Here is a 19,153-nt window from a genome sequence, read left to right as displayed (position 1 = left end):
TGCAAATAGTGGTATAATACGGGTAAAAACTTGGTGTTAAGCATTGGAGGAATTATCCGGATGCAATTGCGCGATATTCATGATGTTGATCGTAAATTAATTCAAGATATATTGGCGATAGATGAGTTAGTGTACGCTTCAGATTTTCGAGGAACGTATGAGGAAGTATCTGAACGTTTTAGGGCGAACAGGGATATGTTTATTCTTTTATACGATGATGATAAAATAATTGGGTATTTATGCCTGTTCCCTATAAAAGCTGAACTATATGAAAAAATCGTTCGTTCTGATCGGATGTACGATTCCGACATCCCCGGTTCCATGATAGAAAGGTATACCCCTGGGGAGCGCTACAAGCTTTTTATGATATCGGTGGCGATTCATCCCGACTATCAGAATCAAGGGCATTCAGGAAAAATCATTCAAGGGTTCTACAGCTATATGCTAAAGAAGCAGAAGGATAATATACATATTGATTCCATCCTTGCTATATCGGTCTCGAAGCCGGGGGAAAGATTTCTAGGCAAGCTTAGGTTCGCTCCGCTCAAAGAGATTAAGAGCGGCATTTCATTGCATGAGTTGATTATTGACGAGACGTTTTATTCAATGGCTGCGGGGGAAACAGATGGAACAATATAAATCGGATTTGTATTTGTTTATTTCATGCACGCAAAGCGAACAGAAATGGTTATCCAATGTGCATGATGAAGAGGGTCAAAAATATATCGAGGAGCTTGAAAAAACGGCCCGCTATGAATTTGACACTGGCATTTTCGAAAATATTAATAGGACATTGCTTGGCAGAATCACGCTTGTTTGTAAAGACGACAACCGAGAATCACCGAGTATAAATGGCAATCAAGATGCTTTTCTAGTCGTTACGACTTATAAGCGGGCAAACATTCATCTGCTTACGATTGTCATATCCGATGTGGAAGTCAATCATACTTTCCTGCTCGATCAGGCTTCGCGCAATGAATTAATCGTGCTAGTAGATGGCAACGAGACGTTATTCATCGATTGGGTAAAGGAAGCATACGGTTTCGTAACGATGGGCAAGGCGTATTCGGCCTCCTGCGTTTCGAAGCTGGTCGAGCCGGTCGCTCCCTACTTGCTGGCAGCGGAGTCCTATCATGAAGATGCGGCGATGAGAATCGCCTCTCCGGATATCGAGAGATTGCTGCAACAGAATGTGGCTCAGTACTCGATTTACGAGGCGTATCTGTCGCCTTCAAGCTTGCTGTATGTGATGCACGACTACCCTGAGAACTTTGTTGATAGGCTTTATGTAGAATGTCTTATGGTCTTTATTATGGAATTAGTTGTATTGCAAATTACGGCTATCGGCTGTGTAAATAAGATCATCATTGAAAAACTAAATGCACAAAAGGAAATTTCGCTGCAAGACATACTCAAGCTGTACGAGCTGTTTGCTGCTACTATGCCGCTATGGGATATTCGCAAGTTCAGGTATGATATTGCCCAGACGTTCGCCGATAAAGTATCGGAATCATTTAAAGTCGATGTTCTTATGAATACATATGAGAAAAACAGAAAAATGCTAGAGGATTTAGAGAGAGTGAAGGGCTCCATATCATCGGAAAAAGAGTCCAAAATCTTAAATGTGGTCGCTACGTCGCTAGCTATCATTCAGGTTTTGCCGCTCGGTTATGCGATTTCGCTTTACTTATTCGAGGGTAATAGCGTTACTTTGAAACAATATTTTTCATTGCTTTCGATTTCGGCACTTATCCTTCTTCCGATTGGCATTCTCAGGCTCAGAAAGCTGAGAAAGTGATAGATGGTTGAACACCCCGCAATGTCGGACACGATCAAGTGCCGCTTGCGGGGTGTTTTTGTATCACCTATTTCGTCAGCACTGAAAATTCTACCTAATGTCTCTGCTTTTTCGGTTATCCGTATGAAGCAGGCTAGGTACAATGAGAGAGCAGAGAAGCCGGTAGAGCTATACCGGCCCTGTAAACGAAAGCATGGAGGGGATTGTCTTGAGGAAAGCAATGAAGCTGCTAGCTCTGCTCGCTATGTCGCTTACTCTAGTTCTTGCCGGCTGTTCGCAGAACGGCAATGGCAAGGAAGGCGGACAAGCGACGTCGGCGCCGAATGCGAACGACGGCTCGAAGGAAGAAGGAACACCGGAAGACGTTACGCTCCGAATGTCGTATTGGGCAGGCTCGCAGCTTACGATCGACAAAAACAATGCCGTTATTGAACTGTTTCAAAAAGCGTACCCTCACATCAAGATAGAAGCGGAATATTATGCCGGCGATGCCTATAACGACAAGATCAATGTGCAGGCGGCATCCAACAGCTTGCCCGACATTATCCGCGTCGACTACGCGCAAATCAAAAACTACGTGAATAAAGGTCTGCTTATGCCGCTGGACGATTATATCAAAGACCAAACGATCAATATGGAAGGCGTAGCCGAGGTCAATATGAAGGGCGGCATGATCGACGGCGTGACGTATGGCATCAATATCGGCAATAACGCACTGGTGATGTTCTACGATCCCGATAAGCTTGCCGAAGCAGGGGTTCAAGCTCCAGGTCCCGATTATACTTGGGAGCAATACGAAGCGGACTTGCGCACATTCAAAGACAAATTAGGCATCTACGGCGATACGCATCTGGCGCGCGAGCACTTCGAGGTATGGCTGAGACAGCATGACAAGAAGCTGTATAATGCCGATCAGACAGCGCTCGGTTATGAGGATGACCAGCTGTTCGTGGCGTTCATGGAGCAGCAACTGAGATGGCAGAAGGACAAGCTGATTAGTCCGATCAGCGTCGAGCTTGAGATTCGCGGACTCGAGGACGGTCCGTTCCCGAAAGGCGAATCCGCTTACGGCGGTTACTCTTACTGGAGCAACCATGCCGATATTATGGAAACGCAGCTGGGCAAGGCGGTTGGAATGGCCATGTACCCGGGCTCGGGCGACGGCAAGGGCATGTATATGAAGCCGTCATTTTTCCATGGGATATGGAAGGAATCGAAGCACCCGAAGGAAGCGGCGCTGTTTATCGAGTTTTTCACCAACAATATCGATGCGGCCAAGTCGCTGAATGCTTACTTCGGCATGCCTTACCATCCGAACCTCGTAGAAGAGATGCAGTCTACGTTCTCGGAGACGCAGAAGCGGGTATCCGCTTATCTGCAGATGGTCGAGGAGCATTCGTCCGAGATCGATCCGCCTACGCCGGTAGCGGGCACGGAGATCGGGAAGCTGTTCACCAACGTCGCTTCGGAAATTTTCTATGAGCAAATTACGCCGGAAGCAGGTGCCGCCAAGTTCAGAGAGGAAGCCAATGCGGCGCTTGCTAAAGCCAAATAAATAATTACGATTGCCAGGAGGTGACAAAGCATGCGAGGTGTAGGCAACAAGTCGATATGGTCATCGGACAATACGGCGGGATATCTCTTTATATTGCCCTGGTTGTTCGGGTTCCTTATCTTTTCGGTCATCCCAATCGGTGCGTCGCTATATCTTGCCTTTACTCGGTACGACATTTTGTCATCGCCGGAATGGGTAGGGTTTGCCAACTTCAAAGAAATGTTTACGCAGGATAACCGATATTGGCTTTCGGTGAAAGCGACGCTTGCCTTCGTGTTCGCGGCCATACCGCTGCGCCTCGCCTTTGCACTGATCGTGGCCATTGTACTGAATCAGAAGCTGAGATTTCTCAGCTTCTTCCGATCAGCGTACTACTTGCCGACGCTCATAGGAGGCAGCGTTGCGGTGGCGGTCATGTGGCGTCATTTGTTCGGATTAAACGGGGCGCTAAACTCCTTCCTGGAGAGCGCGTTCGGCATTACGGACAAAATCTCCTGGATTACGCATCCTTCTACGGCGCTCCCTTCCCTGATCATATTGTCGGTGTGGCAGTTCGGCTCCGCCATGCTGATCTTTCTAGCCGGATTGAAGCAAATACCGAAGGAGCTGTACGAAGCGTCCGAGGTGGACGGCGCAGGCTGGCTGCAAAGGACTAAGTCCATTACGCTGCCGTTGTTAACGCCAGTCCTCCTGTTTAACTTAATCATGGGTATTATTAATGGGTTTAAAGTGTTTACGGAAGGCATGATTATAACGGGCGGCGGGCCGTTCGACAAAACGTTGTTTTATGTTCTCTATTTATACGAAAAATCGTTTCGATATTACGAGATGGGCTACGGCTCGGCCATGGCTTGGGTGCTGTTAATGGTCATTGCCATCTTTACCGCCATCGTATTTACGACATCCAAGCATTGGGTGTACTACGAGTCGAAAGGGGATTAAGCCATGACATCGTACGTACGAACGATGCACCGGATTAGAAGCGCGATTCTGCATCTTGCGGTAACGCTGCTGGCGCTTCTTATGCTGTATCCTATGCTGTGGATGGTATCCAGCTCGCTTAAGGATACGACGGACATTTTCGTCAATTCGCATCAGCTTATTCCTTCGGAATGGAGCTTCGATAATTACGTGAACGGGTTCAAGGGGTTCGCGGGCATATCGTTTGCCGTGTTTTTCAAAAACTCGTTCGTCATTACGATATTGTCCGTCATCGGGACGGTCCTGTCATCGGCGCTTGTCGCATACGGGTTTGCGAGAATTCGGTTCAAATTCGCGCCCTTCTGGTTCGCCTGCATGATGCTGACGATGATGCTGCCGGGTGAAGTGCTGATGATTCCGCAATATATTTTATTCCATAAGATGGGCTGGATTAACACCTTCCTACCGCTCATCGTGCCATCGTTTTTCGGAGGTGCTTTCTTCATATTTCTGATTATTCAGTTTATGAGGGGCATTCCGAAAGAGCTGGACGAAGCGGCAGTCATCGATGGCTGCGGCAAATACCGGATATTTGCCTTGGTTATCGTACCGCTGTTGACGCCGCCGCTTATTACAACCGCTATTTTCAAATTTTATTGGACGTGGGACGATTTCTTCAGTCCGTTGCTGTATCTTAATTCGCCGAAGCTGGCTACCGTGTCGCTGGCGATCAAAAACTTCTCCGATCCGACGATGAAGACGGATTGGGGCGCGATGTTCGCGATGTCCGTGCTGTCGTTGATCCCGATCGTGCTCGTATTCTTTATCTTCCAACGCTATATCGTAGACGGGATTAGTACGACAGGCCTTAAAGGATAATTCATCTCACTTATAAACGGAGGAATAAACCATGAGCCATTATCAGGCGAGTGAGCAACGATATGAGACGATGCGTTACAACCGCTGCGGCCATTCAGGACTTAAACTGCCGGCCGTATCGCTCGGAATGTGGCATAACTTCGGAGACGTGGACGTATATGCGAACGCTAAGGCGATGATGCTCCGTTCCTTTGATCTCGGCATTACGCATTTCGATCTTGCCAACAACTACGGGCCGTCGGCTGGCTCCGCTGAAGAAACGTTCGGCAAAGTGATTAGCCGGGAGCTGAAGTCCTATCGCGACGAGCTGATCGTATCCACCAAAGCGGGCTATTATATGTGGCCTGGTCCCTATGGCGAATGGGGCTCGCGCAAAAATCTTATTTCGAGCTTGGATCAAAGCTTAACCCGCATGGGACTGGACTATGTCGACATTTTCTATTCGCACCGGCCTGATCCGGAAACTCCGCTCGAAGAAACGATGGGGGCGCTGGACCAGATCGTCCGGCAAGGCAAGGCGTTGTATGTAGGCATCTCCAACTACAATGCGGAACAAACCCGCGAGGCAATCGCAATATTAAAGCGGCTGGGCACGCCGATGTTGATCCATCAGGCGACGTACTCGATGATGAACCGCTGGGTCGAGGACGGCTTACTGGACGCGCTTGAGGATGGCGGCGCAGGCTGCATCGCGTTTAGTCCGCTGGCGCAAGGCATGTTGACGAGCCGTTATTTGGGCGGCATACCGGTGGATTCGCGAGCTGCGAGCAGCAACAGTCCGTTCCTGAATACGAAGGACATTACGGAAGAGAAGCTGAACCGAATCAAGCGATTGAACGAGATCGCAGCGGAACGCGGTCAGACGCTTGCGCAGCTGGCGCTTGCATGGGTATTGCGTCAGAAGCAAGTGGCATCGGTCCTGATAGGCGCCAGCCGCATCGAGCAGATAGAGGACAATATAGGCGCGCTGAATCATTTGCAATTCGAAGAGGGCGAGCTGTCGGCGATAGAACGGATTTTGCAATAAATACGACAACCGAGGGAGAGGTGCAGAGAATGGACAAAGTAACGCGAGTATTGCATGCGCTTGATCAGAAACCCGTCGATTATCCGCCGGTAAGCTTTTGGTTTCATTTTAACGGCGATGAAGGAATGGGGCAGGCGTGCGTTGACGCGCATCTGAACTATTACAGGGAGAGCGACGTTGATTTTATCAAAATCATGTGCGACGGCTATTTCCAATTTCCGCTGACGGCCGAAATCAAAGAGGCTTCCGATTGGCGGAAGCTGAAGCCGCTTGGACCGAATCATCCTTATATCGCGGAGCAGGTGGAGCGGGCAAGGCTGATCACGGAAGGAGTGAACGGCGAATGCTGTACGTTCTACAGCTTGTTCGCGCCGTTCTCCTGCATTCGCTTCGCAACCTCCGACGAGGTCGTCATGCGGCATTTGAAGGAAGACCCGCAAGCGATTCTCTACGCATTGAGCGTCATTGCCGAGGATCAGGCGATGCTCGCGGAGAAGCTGATCGGGGAAGCGGGCTGCACGGGCATTTATTATTGCCTGCAAGGCGGCGAGCAGAATCGGTTTACCGATGCGGAATACCAAAGCTTGGTGATGCCAAGCGACAGATATGTGCTGGACCGAGCGAACGGGCTCAGCGAATACAATCTGCTTCACATGTGCGGCTGGGCCGGCATTCGGAACCGACTGGACAATTGGAAGGACTACCCGGCGAAGGCCGTGAACTGGGCGATCTATGTCGAGGGGTTAGGCCTTGACGAGGGCAGACCTTATTTCGGCAATCAAGCGGTGCTGGGCGGCTTCGACAATACGTCTGCCGGGGTGCTGCATAGCGGCGAACGGGAGGAAGTGGAGCGGTTCACGAACGAATTGATAGAGAAAGCGGGAGCGAACGGCCTAATTGTTGGCGCTGATTGCTCATTATCTCATGACATATCCAGGGAGCGAATCAAATGGGTAGTCGAAACCATCCGTTCGGCGTAGGGGACGAGACGCTGCCGTATACGCTCGTGGCGCACGACGAGCATGACGAGCGGCATCAAGGCGCTGTCGTATTCCCGATCTATCAGAACTCGCTGTTCACTTACGCGAGAAGCGACGACCCGGGCCATGGCTATAAATACAGCCGCATGGGCAATCCCACTGTCGTGGAATTGGAGAAGCGGCTCGCCGCGCTGGAGAACGGAGAAAGCGCGCAATGCTTCGCTTCGGGAATGGCGGCTATCTCCGCTGCCATCCTATCGCGCGTAAGCGCAGGCGACCATATCATTTGCGTTAGCCAGGTATATTTCGGAACCAGAGAGTTTATGGATCACTTTCTATCCCGCTATCAGGTGGAAATCTCTTATGTGGACGGCACGTCCGTCGAGAATATCCGCGAGGCGGTGCGGGACAACACGAAAGTGTTGTACTTGGAGAGCCCGACCAGCTACTATTTTCAATTGCAGGATTTGCAAGCATGCGTCGCTCTTGCGGGCGAATTCGGCATGGCGACGATACTCGACAATACGTGGGCGTCACCTTGCCGCCAGCATGCGCTGGATATAGGTATCGATCTGGTCGTCCATTCGTTGACCAAATACGTAAGCGGCCATAGCGACGTGCTGGGAGGGGCAGTCATCGGCAAGTCATCCTGGATCGAGCGTTTAAGCCGTGTCGACCATCAGCTGCTCGGCGGTATTATGACGCCGCATACCGCCTCTCTTATGATGCGCGGCTTGCGTACGCTGCCGCTCCGAATGGAGAGGCTCGGAGAGTCAGCGCTAAAGGTAGCGCTGTACTTGAACAGCTTGCCGCGGATTCGGAATGTGAATTTTCCGGGATTGCCAGAGCATCCGCAGCATGAGCTTGCCAAACGCCAGATGACAGGCTGGGGCAGTCTGCTGTCCATTGAATTGTCGGCAAGCCTGGAACAAGCGAAGCAATGGGTCGATCAGTTGACCTTATTCCGAATTGGGCTGAGCTTCGGCGGCTATGAGAGCTTGGTGCTTGTTGTCGGCGCGGCTGCCGACTCGGAGGAAAAGCGTCCGCTGACCCTGATTCGATTCAATATCGGATTGGAGGACCCGGCCGATCTGATTCGCGACTTAAGCAGCTTTTACGCTTGGTTCGGCGAGGGGCAGCAGGAGAGGGCAGGTCAGGCGCAATAGCGCATCATGACTTCTCGATAAGATCGGTGCGATAAGCGCCGATCTTATCGTCGTTGTACCGGGCTGGTATAATGAGAGAATCGAGGGGGAGCGCCAATGAAGCAAATGAAGCTTAAGCAGAAGCTGATTGTTTTTTTCGTCCTGACGGCTTTATCTACAAGTATTCTCGGTTACCTGTTCGTCCAATTCTCCCGTTCTCAATATAACGATGTCATCTATCGCGAATCCTCGGAGAAGTTTCATTTGTTCTCGCTGCGAATCGAAGAGAAGCTGCAAAACATCGATCTGCTTTCTTTGTCGATTTTGTCGGATCCCTTCATTCAATCCTATCTGCTCACGATTAAAGAACGACCCAATACGTTTGAAGCGTATCAAGCCGCCAACAATCTTAAGCGCAAGCTGCTATCCTATCAGCTGTTCGACTATGCGGTCGCATCGATCGTCATTATTGACAGCAACGGCGCCTATCACGGAGCGGGCGTGCATGCAGCTTCGCTTAGCAAGGACAATGTTCAGTCTGCCGTGGATACGGCAGCCGCTTACAAAGGAGCAAGCGTGTGGGTCAGCGGCGATCAGGACGGATACTTCCAGTCCTTGCGTGAAATCCGCGAGGTCAGCGACTATAGCATGGAGCCGATCGGTACAATGATCCTGCGGGCGAAGGCCGATAGTATCGTATATTCCAGCTCGGAAGAGAAGGAGTATTACGATTCGGCCATTATTATCGCAGCCGAGGGACGGGCTATGTTCTCCAGCCCGAATGCGGTACCTCTGAATGAATTGGAGCAGCATCTGCAAGATAATGGTTCCTATTCGGTTATCGCGTTAGAAGGAAACAAATATCTCGCGGCACGCTTCAAGCTGGATTACACGGGCTGGACGTTCATTCAGCTTGTTCCGTACGGATTTTTGTTCCTGGAAATCGAGAAGATGCAGGCCGTTCTGTTAGTGCTGTATGCCGTTCTGCTCATTATTGTGTTGACCGTGGGCGTGCGCCTGTCGAGCCATATTACAAAGCCGATCGGCAAGCTGATGAGCAAGATGGCTGTCGTGGAGAAAGGCAATCTGGAGCTAGACCGACTGGAAATACCGAATCAACGGAATGAAATTACGCTGCTGAGCCTAAGCTTCGATCGGATGATCGACCGTTTGAACGAGCTTATCAAAGAGAACTATATTAAGCAGCTCATGCTGCGAAATGCCGAATACGATCGATTGAAGGCGCAGATCAATCCCCATTTTCTATACAATACGCTGGAATCGATCAACTGGCTGGCTCGCATGAACGGCCAGCTCCAAATATCGGGGATGGTCAAGGCACTGGGCAAGCTGCTGAGAAGCTCGATTACGGAAAGTCCCTATACGACGATCCAAGAGGAAATCGACAACTTGAACCATTACATTTATATTCAAAAATTCAGATTCGAGGATCGCCTGGACTACCGAATGGAAATTGGCGAGCATCTCCGTCATTTATATATATCCAGCTTCATCCTGCAGCCCATCGTGGAAAACAGCATTAAATATGCGGTCGAGCCTTCCGCCGAGCCATGCCATATCGTCATTACGGCGGAGGAGCACCCCCACCGGAACCGGTTCGATATTATTGTCAGCGACTCGGGAGGCGGCATGGACCCGCTTTATTTGCAAAAGCTGGAGCGCGACGAAATTAGCGCCGAGGGAACGGGCGTAGGGCTTAAGAGCATTCATAACCGGCTGCGATTATTGCATGGTCCGGAGTACGGACTTACGATCGAGAACGAGTCCGGCCAAGGGACCGTCATTCGAATAGCATTGCCTTACATTCATACGCCCGAGTTATCCCAGCCTTTAGAAATGACGATGCGAGGTGAATCGATAGGATGAATACTCCCTATAAGGTTTTGCTTGTTGACGATGAGAGGATTATACGGGAGGGCATTGCATCGCTGGTCGACTGGTCCGGACTTGGCTTGCAGCTTGTCGGCTGCATGACCGACGGCCAAGCCGTACTGGAGGAATTGGATCATCTTCGGCCGGATATCGTCATTACGGACATTAAGATGCCGCGCGTCGACGGATTGGAATTGATTAAGCTGGCTAAGCAAAGGCGGCCCGATATTAAGTTTGTCGTACTGTCGGGCTTCGGGGAGTTCCGCTTTGCCAGCAAAGCGATGCAATACGGAGTCAAACATTATATATTGAAGCCTTGCGACGAGGACGATATTAAGAAAGTGCTTGAAGAGGTCGCCTTGGAGTTGAATGAGGAGCGGTTAAAGCAGCAGAAATACGGACAATTGGAAACGATGCTGTCGGAAGTGATGCCCAAAGCCCGCGAGAAATGGCTGTCCGATTATTTGCTCGGCCGATTTCCGTACGGTGCCGGCGCCGCCACTGTTGCTGCCAAAGATCGCCTGCAAATCGGCAACGGGGCTATGAGGCTGCTGCTGTGCAGACCGGATAAGGAGCTGCGCTATGAGGAAGCGGAGCAGCTCAGGCGGGTATTCGCCGCATCGTTCGGCGAAGAAGTGATGGGGCATTCCGCCCTCATTGATCATACGATCGTATTTGTCGTGTCGGAGTATCCCGTAACGGAGCTAGCCCAGCGAACGAAGCTAATCGCTAAGCGCTACGAGGAAGAGGAGGGCAGCCGGCTGTTGTGGTTAGTAAGTAATGCCGGACTGTTTCCGGAATTGCCGGACGTTTATGAACAGGCCAAGCGGCATATGGAGCAGCTTTTCTATTTAGGCGGAGAGACGGATACGGCGGGCAGTGCGGACCCGTTAAGGGAAGTGCAGGAGCTGCTACGGTGCTCCGGCATTTTGGCGAATATTCAGCTTGGACTAAGAGAGGCGCTGAACAAGGAGCTTGCGGTTTTTTTTGCAACGTTAAGAAGGCTGCAACTTCCGATCGGAACGACGACGGGCGCATGCATAGATCTCGTTAATATTTTGTATAAGCAATGTGTTCCTCAGCAATCGAATGAATATTTGAAGCATACGGCTCCGATATTGGAGATGAAGACGCTTGAGGAAGTGGAACTGTATATTTATGCGGAAGCGATGTCTATCCTGAACCTCTATTATGGAAATCCTGCCGCGAGAAGCAGCATGACGGCCCGCCGTATGGCGCAATACGTTCATGACCATCTGGACCTGGAGGAATTGTCCCTGCAATGGCTTGCGAAGCATAAGCTATTCATGAATGCGGATTACTTGGGTAAGCTATTTCGCAAGGAATTGAACATGCCTTTCCCTCAATACGTAGCGAAGGCCCGAATCGATAAGGCGAGGGAGACGCTGGAGCGTTCCGGCAGCTACAAAATATACGAGCTCGCGGAAATGACGGGCATGGGCAGCGATCCGAAATATTTCAGCAATCTGTTCAAGAAATATTCAGGTTGCACCCCTCAAGAATATAAGTCGCGAATAGCCGCCGAACGGAAAGAAGGATGAGCATGAAATTCGAGCTGGGCCGCTGCCTGCTGCAAGAGCGATTGGCGGATCATGGAATGACGTTAGAGCAGCTAGCCCAAGCCTTGCAGTATAAACGCGAGCTGCTGACGGATTACATGGAGAACAAGAGAGTGATGCCTTTGAAAAATGCAGTTGCCATCGCTCGCACGATAGGTTGTATGGTCGATGATCTGTATGAATGGACTGCTCTTGAATAGATGTCAGCTCTTGCGCGCACAATGTAGGGGGAACAATTAGAAACCGAGGTGGCGCATACGATGGACATTCAGCGGGCACAGGAAATTGCAGCTTCGCCGACGATGGAGCACGTGGAATATAATGGGTCTCGCATATACATTCAGCATGTGAACGAAGAGAACGAGACAGCGAGAATCTATCCTCTCGACCAGCCCGATCAAGAGCAAGACGTTCCCCTGCGGAGCCTCTCGGAGCCTTCTGCCCGGGTGGCCATGGAAGTCGAACAGATGGGATGCAGTCTGCCAAGCGATACCTAACATAAGCTGTTGTACGAGCCGGTTGTCCCCGCTTTTGGCGCGGGGATAGCCGGCTTTGTTTTTTTTTTGGATGGCAATGAACTGTAAAAGTCAAGATCGCCTCATGTACCAATGCCAATATTTGTATGAATATGGGAATGGACAGGTCGAGCGGCATACGGCAAGCGGCGTAATATTCATCATGACGAGACAGCGCGCTCGGGATTGTGGAGAAGGGGGGATCGGACAGCCGTTTGGAACGGTGGACAGGCTATGTTTGCATGCAATCATAAAGATTGAGGAGGAGAAAGAATGAATCATGCAGTTGACAAGCAAGTCTACAAGAAGTGGTTATCCGCAGTGCTCATGGCAGCGATGCTGCTGGCGACGCTGACATTAACGCCGTCACATGTTCGCGCGGCATCGGCGTTCACGCAGACAGCAGCGTCGAGCTACAATGCGCAGTCAGGCATACAGTTGGAGTCGTCTACCGAGGGCGGGCAAAATGTCGCTTTTATCGATAACGGGGACTACCTCAGGTTCGATGGTGTTGATTTCGGAACTGGTGCAAGCGCTTTCTCGGCGCGGGTGGCCAGCAATGCAAGCGGCGGAGCGATCGAGGTGCGACTGGGCAGCTTGACCGGTACATTGGCCGGAACCTGTACGGTTGCAGGTACGGGCGGCTGGCAGAACTGGTCGACGATATCCTGTGCCATTAGCGGCAATCCGACGGGAACGCAGATATTGTTCTTGAAATTTACCGGCGGAACGGGCAATTTGTTCAACCTGCTCTGGTTCCAATTCTCCGCAGGAAAGTCGGCATTCGTTCAGACGGAAGCGGAGTTGTATGACGTACAATCGGGCATACAACTGGAAACGGCGAGCGAAGGCGGACAGAATGTCGCCTATATCGATAATGGCGATTACATTCGCTTCAACAATTTGAACTTTGGCAGCGGCGCTAATACGTTCTTGGCTCGCGTCGCAAGCCAGTCGATCGGCGGCTCCATCGAAGTTCGTCTGGGCAGCTTGAACGGCACATTGGCAGGCACATGTACGGTTCCAGTAACCGGCGGCTGGCAGAACTGGACGACGGTATCCTGTGGCGTCTCGAACATAACGGGCGTACAAAACGTGTTTCTTAAATTTACGGGCGGAGTAGGCAGCCTGTTCAACTTGAACTGGTTCCGCTTCGATCCGTCCGCGCCTCAGCCGTCAGGCGGCGATGTTGTCGGCAAAGTCATTGCGGGTTATCAGGGCTGGTTCAACGCTGCCGGGGACGGTTCTCCGAACGGCGGCTGGATTCATTGGTCCAAGAATAGCTCTGCTCCTGGAACAGGCAGCAACGTGAATTTCGACCTGTATCCGGATCTCAGAGAATATTCGAAGACGTATGCAACCAGTTTGCAAAACTTGAATAACGGACAGCAGGCTAAGTTGTTCTCATCTTATGACCAAGAGACGGTGAACAAACATTTTGAATGGATGCAGACCTACAACATAGACGGCGCGGCCTTGCAACGGTTCGGCGCCAGCACGAGCAGCACCCCGGACAACTGGCGGACGAATCGGGACAGCGTTGCGGTTAAGGTTAAGAATGCGGCAGAAAGCTACGGCCGCAAATTTTATATCATGTACGATATTACAGGCATGGATGCAAATACATGGGACGATGCGGTCAAGTACGACTGGACGAACAATATTCTCGGCGGCATGAATCTGACGTCTTCCTCCGCTTATGCGAAGCAGGACGGGAAGATCGTCGTCAATATATGGGGTATTGGCTTTAACGATCGCCCGGGAACGGCGTCGGAATCGGCGGCGCTTATCCAATGGTTCAAGGATCAGAACGTCTACGTCATCGGCGGTGTGCCAACGTACTGGCGGACGGGCGTCGAAGACTCCAAGTCGGGATTCCTGAGCGTCTATCAGTCGTTCGATATGCTCTCCCCTTGGTATGTCGGCCGCTTCGGAGGATTGGACGGTGCGGATCACTTCAAGAACAATCTGATGCAGCCGGATCTAGCGGTGACGAACCAATACGGCATCGATTATCAACCGGTGCTATGGCCGGGCTTCTCCTGGCATAACCTGCATGCAGGGCCGCAGAACCAAATTCCGCGATTGCACGGCGATTTCATGTGGCGGCAGGCGTACAATGCCAAGAGTCTTGGCATTAACAGCGGCTACGTAGCCATGTTCGATGAATACGATGAAGGCACGGCTATCGCGAAGGCCGCGGAGAATTCATCGATGATTCCTGCCAATCATTATTTCTTGACGCTTGATGCGGACGGCGTTGCTGTCTCCTCGGACTTCTATTTGAGGCTGACAGGCGACATCAACCGGATGTTGAAGGGCCAAATACCGGCAACCGTACAGCATCCGACAAGCCATCAATAAAGTTCAAGCGCATGTGCGAGATGGAGACTCCTTACGGAGTCTCTTTTGCTAATTGCAGATGTATTTTCTTAATTGTATTTTAATACTGTTTAATGTATATTTATTCACAAAGTTCGAGTTATTAGTGGGGGGGGGCGTGGAATGAACTTTTTGGATATCGATAATCTGACTTCGAATCAAATCATTGAAATATTTCACCTGGCTGACCAGCTTAGAATGGGCGAGCATAAAGATATATTGAAAGGTAAGACATTCATCTTATTTTTTCCCGAAAATAGCATAAGGACGAGAGTCACATTTGAAAAAGGGATAAAGGATTTGGGAGGTCAATCCATATTATTCACTCCTGAAGCGCTTGATCGGAGGGAACAACTCGGGGATATGATTCAATACATAGAAAACTGGGCTGACGGAGTTATTGTAAGGCATCCCAATTTTACGAAAATAGTAGAACTATCAGAGCGCTCAGCAATCCCCATTATTAATGCAATGACTGACTATAACCACCCCTGCGAGATTTTATCGGATCTATATTCAATAGGTAAAGTTAGAGAAAACTATAGAGAGCTAGTGTATACATTTGTAGGACCGGCGGGGAATATATCGAGATCATGGATGAAAGCAGCAGCGGTTATGGATCTAGCTTTCAATCATGTTTGCATACGAGGGAATGAGCTTAGCGAACCATCTCCGACCTATACATTTCACACAGATCTAGAGCAGATTTTGTCCCGAAGCGACGTTGTTTTGACAGATTCGCTTCCTAATGGATTATTGAAGCAATCGTATATTGATCAATATCAGATTACCGTCGAACGGATGGATACGGCCAGAGAAGGAGCCTTATTATGTCCTTGCCCTCCATTTTACAGAAACGAAGAGGTGAGCGAATCGGTTATTGCTTCCCCGTATTTTGTTGGATACAAATTCAAGGGAAATCTAATTTACATCCAGCAGGCTATCATTTTATTCTGCCTTCGTCTTAATAGTACGGAGTGACGACGGAGGATGCGCGGTCACATTTGAGTGGAAATCATACAGCCTCATTCGCCTGTATGAAATCCATTCACTTCCGACTAGTTAAAAGACTCGCAACCTTTTCGCTGCGAGCCACTTCTTTCAGAGCTCAGTCTCCACTTTGCAGTGGAGTTTGAGGCGGTCCTGTCTTGCGTAAATAGAGACCTTCCGTATTGTTCGAGTTCTTTTGGGACAAGCCTTTGTTGCATGTGTATGGTAGCGTATCAGGAGTCGGTTAATTAGCCAAATACCAATTCGTATCGAGGCCGGTTACGGGACAATACGGGAATTTGTCCCCTTCTTTCAATGCAGCGCGCCGGCCTGCCTCGCAAATGTACTCGCCTTCTTGATCGACTTGCTCGCCCGTGTAATAAGAAGTTTTTGTCTGACTCATAACGACACCTCTTTAATTAGGATTTGCGAACGGATAGCCTGCGGACCGTCTGCTATAATGCTAGCCCATGCAACGTTCGCTTGCTTATTAGTAAACGATTCAGGCGAAGTTGAAACACCCTATCGACAATCAATAGCAATTCCATATAGCGTTATCGCCTATCCTATTGCATAATAATGGAAGGATGAAAGGGGATGACAGAATGCCGAACATTAAGGTGCTTATAGCTGACGACAATTCCTTCATTCGCGAAGGAATGAAAATCATATTAACGACGTTCGAAGGGTTCGAGGTTGTAGCGACGGTCGAGAATGGGCTGGAGGCCGTGGCCTATTGCGAACAGCATGAGGTTGACGTGGCGCTGCTGGACGTGCGGATGCCGGAGATGAACGGGGTGGAAGCAACTAAGCTGATCACTGAGCGAACAAAGACGAGACCGCTTATCTTAACGACCTTCGATGATGATGAATATATACGGGATGCCATTCGTTACGGAGCCAAAGGTTATTTGTTGAAAAATAACGACCCCGAACGAATCAGCGACGCGATCAAAACCGTCTACCACGGCCATAATGTTCTGCAAGATTCGGTGCTGGATAAGCTGAAATCGGTGAAAGAGCCCGAGCTGCCCGTACTGACCGAAGCTGCCAAAATCGACAAGAGCCTCTTTACGGAGCGAGAACTCGATATTATGGCGCTGATCGCCAAGGGGAGGACGAATAAGGAGATCTCCAAAGAAATCTTTATCTCTGAAGGCACAATCGCCAACCACATTACTTCGATATTGAGCAAAACAGGTCTCACCCACCGTACGCAAATCGCGATTTATTACTTGACCGGAGAGTTAACCTAATGACCGATCCAAGAGCTAGAGATGTATCGGAGCTTGCCGGAATCGGCTTTAAAGCGGCTCTGCTCGTCTTTACGGCGGGCCAATCGCTAATCTCGGAAACAAGCGCAACGCCTTGGTTTATATTATCCGTATTAATCTATCTTTGTACGAACTTATTGTTTTATATTTTGCGAAAAGAGAAGCTACGTCCCGCAATCGCGGCTTTATCCATAGGGGTAACCATGTTCGCCATCCAGGATTATCCGCTCATGTATTTGCTGCTGCCGGTCCATCTGTGGGAGCTGTCGGCCATCGCCTACGGTAACCAAAGGGCTGTATCATTCCTGCTCATGCTTATCCCATTAGCGATGCTGCCCCGGCAGCTGATGCTCCTGTACCTATTCGTTGCGGCTGTGACGTGGATATACTTTTCTGTCCTGCAGCGCTACGGAAGATCGCTGCGAGAACAACGTTCCGAGCTGGAACGAATGCGGGGCGAGCTGGAACGGCTGCACGTCAAGCTGCAGGAAAACGATGAGTTTCTGCGGCAAACCGAATACACTCTTAAGCTGGAGGAGCGTAACCGGATGTCTCAGCATATTCATGATCACATCGGACATGCCATGACGAGCGCGCTCATTCAGATGGAGGCGGCGAAGCGCTTGATTGCGAACGATCCGGACAAGACGTCGCTGCTGTTGGACAATGCCATTCACATTTCGAAGGAAGGAATCGAGAGCATTCGAATCGAGCTGAAGCGGATGAAGCCGCCGACGGAACAGATGGGCGTCAACCGAATGAAATTGTTCATCGACGAATTTGCGGCTAAACACCCGATTCGGACGGCCTTTTCCTACGAAGGAAATATCGATTTCATTACGCCGATTCATTGGAGAATCATTCAGGAAAATACGAAAGAGGCGCTTACCAATACGATGAAGTATGCCATGGCTTCCTCGGTCTCGATCCATGTACAGGTGCTGCCTACATTAATCAAGGCTACAATCAAGGACAACGGACAAGGGCAGACGAAGGTTGTGAAGGGAATCGGAATCGTGGGCATGGAAGAGAGGACGGCGGCCGTAGGCGGTAAAATCATCGTCGACGGCTCGAGGGGATTTTCGGTGACGACTTTAATACCTTATACCCCGTGAAGAAATGAGGGGTTACGTCATGAACTATTTCATGGGAGAAGGATGAACTTGTGCACTTCTGCAAGGACGTCCTTTTTTTGTACGATAAGAACAGAAGAACGGAACTAACGGGAGGGTGAAATAAGCGTGAACGTACTGGAGATTAATCAATTGACGAAAAAATTCGGTGATTATACGGCCGTGGATAACTTATCGCTGTCGGTGCAAGAAGGAGAAATATTCGGTTTCTTAGGACCGAACGGCGCAGGAAAAAGCACGACGATTCATATCGTGACTTCCTTGCTCTCGGCGACCAAAGGCGAGATTGCTATAATGGGCCGGAATATCGCTAAGAACGGCAAGTTTGCGAAGCAGTCGATTGGCTTCGTACCGCAGGATTTAGCGATCTACGAGAATATGACGGCTTATGAAAATGTGCACTTCTTCGCAGGGTTATACGGCTTAAGAGGAGCGGAGCTGAAGCGAAGCGTGGTCGAAGCGCTGGAATTCGTCGGACTATCCGATCGGCAAGGAAGCTTCCCGAAGAACTTCTCCGGCGGGATGAAGCGAAGGCTCAATATCGCCTGCGCGATTGCGCACAAGCCGAAGCTGATCATCATGGATGAGCCGACGGTAGGAATCGATCCGCAATCGCGCAGCTATATTCTGAACTCGGTGCGGAAGCTGAATCGAATGGGCAGTACGATCATTTACACGAGCCATTACATGGAAGAGGTCGAGGAAATATGCTCGAGAATCGCGATTATCGACCATGGGAAGATCATTGCGGAAGGAACGAAGGCTGAGCTGAAGGCGATTATTACGAATCAGAAGAGCATCAGCATCGCCGTGCGATCGGCCGACGATGTTCCGCTGGAAGGGCTGAAGGGCATTGTTGGCGTCAGTACGGTTGAAATCGCGGATCAGACGATTAATATTAGCTCGGCTGTAGAAATCAATAATCTAAATGCGATCATCCAGCTGCTCGTGGCAAGCGGCGTGGAAATTCGGGGCGTGGAAGCGCAGGAGCCGAGTCTGGAGACCGTGTTCCTGACATTGACAGGCCGAACGCTGCGCGATGAATAATCAAGCGGCCAGTGATGACACGACAGAGGGAGGA

The 19,153-nt window shown here is 50.2% G+C and carries 18 protein-coding genes and 1 pseudogene; 18 read left to right on the top strand and 1 reads right to left on the bottom strand.

What is annotated here, in order from left to right; all coding sequences use genetic code 11:
* The first annotated feature begins 60 nt into the window (after positions 1-60).
* The 15 genes and pseudogenes from V8F51_RS11855 to V8F51_RS11785 all read left to right on the top strand — a co-directional run bounded on the left by V8F51_RS11855 (position 61) and on the right by V8F51_RS11785 (position 15,656).
* A complete protein-coding gene (locus V8F51_RS11855; protein WP_337100436.1) occupies positions 61-639 on the top strand; it encodes a GNAT family N-acetyltransferase in 579 nt (192 codons plus the stop codon).
* Positions 626-1,798, top strand: a complete 1,173-nt coding sequence (locus tag V8F51_RS11850; protein WP_337100435.1) for a hypothetical protein — start codon at positions 626-628, stop codon at positions 1,796-1,798. The genes V8F51_RS11855 and V8F51_RS11850 overlap by 14 nt, the downstream gene beginning before the upstream one ends.
* 220 nt (positions 1,799-2,018) lie before the next feature.
* Positions 2,019-3,353 carry an ABC transporter substrate-binding protein gene (locus V8F51_RS11845; protein WP_337100433.1) on the top strand — a complete coding sequence of 445 codons (1,335 nt, stop codon included), beginning with the start codon at positions 2,019-2,021 and terminating at the stop codon, positions 3,351-3,353.
* 30 nt (positions 3,354-3,383) lie between these two features.
* Positions 3,384-4,295 carry a carbohydrate ABC transporter permease gene (locus tag V8F51_RS11840; protein ID WP_337100432.1) on the top strand — a complete coding sequence of 304 codons (912 nt, stop codon included), beginning with the start codon at positions 3,384-3,386 and terminating at the stop codon, positions 4,293-4,295.
* A gap of 3 nt (positions 4,296-4,298) precedes the next feature.
* Positions 4,299-5,153 carry a carbohydrate ABC transporter permease gene (locus V8F51_RS11835; protein WP_442956420.1) on the top strand — a complete coding sequence of 285 codons (855 nt, stop codon included), beginning with the start codon at positions 4,299-4,301 and terminating at the stop codon, positions 5,151-5,153.
* A gap of 31 nt (positions 5,154-5,184) precedes the next feature.
* Positions 5,185-6,180 carry an L-glyceraldehyde 3-phosphate reductase gene (gene mgrA / locus V8F51_RS11830; protein ID WP_337100431.1) on the top strand — a complete coding sequence of 332 codons (996 nt, stop codon included), beginning with the start codon at positions 5,185-5,187 and terminating at the stop codon, positions 6,178-6,180.
* A 29-nt stretch (positions 6,181-6,209) separates the two neighbouring features.
* The gene (locus tag V8F51_RS11825) at positions 6,210-7,160 is read left to right on the top strand and encodes a uroporphyrinogen decarboxylase family protein (RefSeq protein ID WP_337100430.1); all 951 of its coding nucleotides are present in this window, start codon (positions 6,210-6,212) and stop codon (positions 7,158-7,160) included.
* A complete protein-coding gene (locus V8F51_RS11820; protein WP_337100429.1) occupies positions 7,130-8,326 on the top strand; it encodes a trans-sulfuration enzyme family protein in 1,197 nt (398 codons plus the stop codon). The genes V8F51_RS11825 and V8F51_RS11820 overlap by 31 nt, the downstream gene beginning before the upstream one ends.
* 96 nt (positions 8,327-8,422) lie before the next feature.
* Positions 8,423-10,192, top strand: a complete 1,770-nt coding sequence (locus tag V8F51_RS11815; RefSeq protein ID WP_337100428.1) for a cache domain-containing sensor histidine kinase — start codon at positions 8,423-8,425, stop codon at positions 10,190-10,192.
* Positions 10,189-11,760 carry a response regulator gene (locus tag V8F51_RS11810; protein WP_337100427.1) on the top strand — a complete coding sequence of 524 codons (1,572 nt, stop codon included), beginning with the start codon at positions 10,189-10,191 and terminating at the stop codon, positions 11,758-11,760. The genes V8F51_RS11815 and V8F51_RS11810 overlap by 4 nt, the downstream gene beginning before the upstream one ends.
* A 2-nt stretch (positions 11,761-11,762) precedes the next feature.
* Complete coding sequence (locus V8F51_RS11805; protein ID WP_337100426.1) at positions 11,763-11,978, top strand: helix-turn-helix domain-containing protein; 216 nt, start codon at positions 11,763-11,765, stop codon at positions 11,976-11,978.
* Positions 11,979-12,038: 60 nt separating this feature from the next.
* Positions 12,039-12,212 (top strand): annotated as a pseudogene (locus V8F51_RS11800) (small acid-soluble spore protein H); the annotation flags it as partial.
* A 166-nt stretch (positions 12,213-12,378) separates the two neighbouring features.
* Positions 12,379-12,570, top strand: coding sequence for a hypothetical protein (locus V8F51_RS11795; RefSeq protein WP_337100425.1), 192 nt, complete (start codon positions 12,379-12,381; stop codon positions 12,568-12,570).
* Complete coding sequence (locus V8F51_RS11790) at positions 12,567-14,657, top strand: carbohydrate-binding protein (RefSeq protein ID WP_337100424.1); 2,091 nt, start codon at positions 12,567-12,569, stop codon at positions 14,655-14,657. Before V8F51_RS11795 ends, V8F51_RS11790 begins: the two co-directional genes overlap by 4 nt.
* A gap of 141 nt (positions 14,658-14,798) precedes the next feature.
* Positions 14,799-15,656, top strand: a complete 858-nt coding sequence (locus V8F51_RS11785) for an ornithine carbamoyltransferase (protein ID WP_337100423.1) — start codon at positions 14,799-14,801, stop codon at positions 15,654-15,656.
* Between the two features lie 253 nt (positions 15,657-15,909).
* On the opposite strand, the gene V8F51_RS11780 is transcribed toward V8F51_RS11785, so the two are convergent.
* A complete protein-coding gene (locus V8F51_RS11780; RefSeq protein WP_337100422.1) occupies positions 15,910-16,068 on the bottom strand; it encodes a hypothetical protein in 159 nt (52 codons plus the stop codon).
* 202 nt (positions 16,069-16,270) lie between these two features.
* On the opposite strand from V8F51_RS11780, the gene V8F51_RS11775 reads away from it, so the two are divergent.
* The 3 genes from V8F51_RS11775 to V8F51_RS11765 all read left to right on the top strand — a co-directional run bounded on the left by V8F51_RS11775 (position 16,271) and on the right by V8F51_RS11765 (position 19,119).
* On the top strand, positions 16,271-16,921 hold the full coding sequence (locus V8F51_RS11775) for a response regulator transcription factor (RefSeq protein WP_337100421.1): 651 nt from the start codon (positions 16,271-16,273) through the stop codon (positions 16,919-16,921).
* Positions 16,921-18,054: a sensor histidine kinase gene (locus V8F51_RS11770; protein WP_337100420.1), complete on the top strand. Its 1,134-nt coding sequence runs from the start codon at positions 16,921-16,923 to the stop codon at positions 18,052-18,054. The genes V8F51_RS11775 and V8F51_RS11770 overlap by 1 nt, the downstream gene beginning before the upstream one ends.
* Before the next feature lie 126 nt (positions 18,055-18,180).
* Positions 18,181-19,119, top strand: coding sequence for an ABC transporter ATP-binding protein (locus V8F51_RS11765; protein ID WP_337100419.1), 939 nt, complete (start codon positions 18,181-18,183; stop codon positions 19,117-19,119).
* The last annotated feature ends 34 nt before the right edge of the window (positions 19,120-19,153 follow it).

Source organism: Paenibacillus sp. YIM B09110, assembly GCF_037167145.1.
Taxonomy (GTDB): Bacteria; Bacillota; Bacilli; order Paenibacillales; family Paenibacillaceae; genus Pristimantibacillus.
The sequence above is the reverse complement of the archived record's forward strand: the minus strand, read 5'-3'. Positions and strand labels throughout refer to the sequence as shown.

Bases quoted from the DNA above. Each gene is read 5' to 3' on its own strand.
- V8F51_RS11855 (WP_337100436.1), top strand. From the start codon at position 61: ATGCAATTGCGCGATATTCATGATGTTGATCGTAAATTAATTCAAGAT.
- V8F51_RS11785 (WP_337100423.1), top strand. From the start codon at position 14,799: ATGAACTTTTTGGATATCGATAATCTGACTTCGAATCAAATCATTGAA.
- V8F51_RS11835 (WP_442956420.1), top strand. From the start codon at position 4,299: ATGACATCGTACGTACGAACGATGCACCGGATTAGAAGCGCGATTCTG.
- V8F51_RS11795 (WP_337100425.1), top strand. From the start codon at position 12,379: ATGTACCAATGCCAATATTTGTATGAATATGGGAATGGACAGGTCGAG.
- V8F51_RS11775 (WP_337100421.1), top strand. From the start codon at position 16,271: ATGCCGAACATTAAGGTGCTTATAGCTGACGACAATTCCTTCATTCGC.
- V8F51_RS11845 (WP_337100433.1), top strand. From the start codon at position 2,019: ATGAAGCTGCTAGCTCTGCTCGCTATGTCGCTTACTCTAGTTCTTGCC.
- V8F51_RS11780 (WP_337100422.1), bottom strand. From the start codon at position 16,068: ATGAGTCAGACAAAAACTTCTTATTACACGGGCGAGCAAGTCGATCAA.
- V8F51_RS11825 (WP_337100430.1), top strand. From the start codon at position 6,210: ATGGACAAAGTAACGCGAGTATTGCATGCGCTTGATCAGAAACCCGTC.
- mgrA (WP_337100431.1), top strand. From the start codon at position 5,185: ATGAGCCATTATCAGGCGAGTGAGCAACGATATGAGACGATGCGTTAC.
- V8F51_RS11850 (WP_337100435.1), top strand. From the start codon at position 626: ATGGAACAATATAAATCGGATTTGTATTTGTTTATTTCATGCACGCAA.
- V8F51_RS11790 (WP_337100424.1), top strand. From the start codon at position 12,567: ATGAATCATGCAGTTGACAAGCAAGTCTACAAGAAGTGGTTATCCGCA.
- V8F51_RS11840 (WP_337100432.1), top strand. From the start codon at position 3,384: ATGCGAGGTGTAGGCAACAAGTCGATATGGTCATCGGACAATACGGCG.
- V8F51_RS11820 (WP_337100429.1), top strand. From the start codon at position 7,130: ATGGGTAGTCGAAACCATCCGTTCGGCGTAGGGGACGAGACGCTGCCG.
- V8F51_RS11815 (WP_337100428.1), top strand. From the start codon at position 8,423: ATGAAGCAAATGAAGCTTAAGCAGAAGCTGATTGTTTTTTTCGTCCTG.
- V8F51_RS11770 (WP_337100420.1), top strand. From the start codon at position 16,921: ATGACCGATCCAAGAGCTAGAGATGTATCGGAGCTTGCCGGAATCGGC.
- V8F51_RS11805 (WP_337100426.1), top strand. From the start codon at position 11,763: ATGAAATTCGAGCTGGGCCGCTGCCTGCTGCAAGAGCGATTGGCGGAT.
- V8F51_RS11810 (WP_337100427.1), top strand. From the start codon at position 10,189: ATGAATACTCCCTATAAGGTTTTGCTTGTTGACGATGAGAGGATTATA.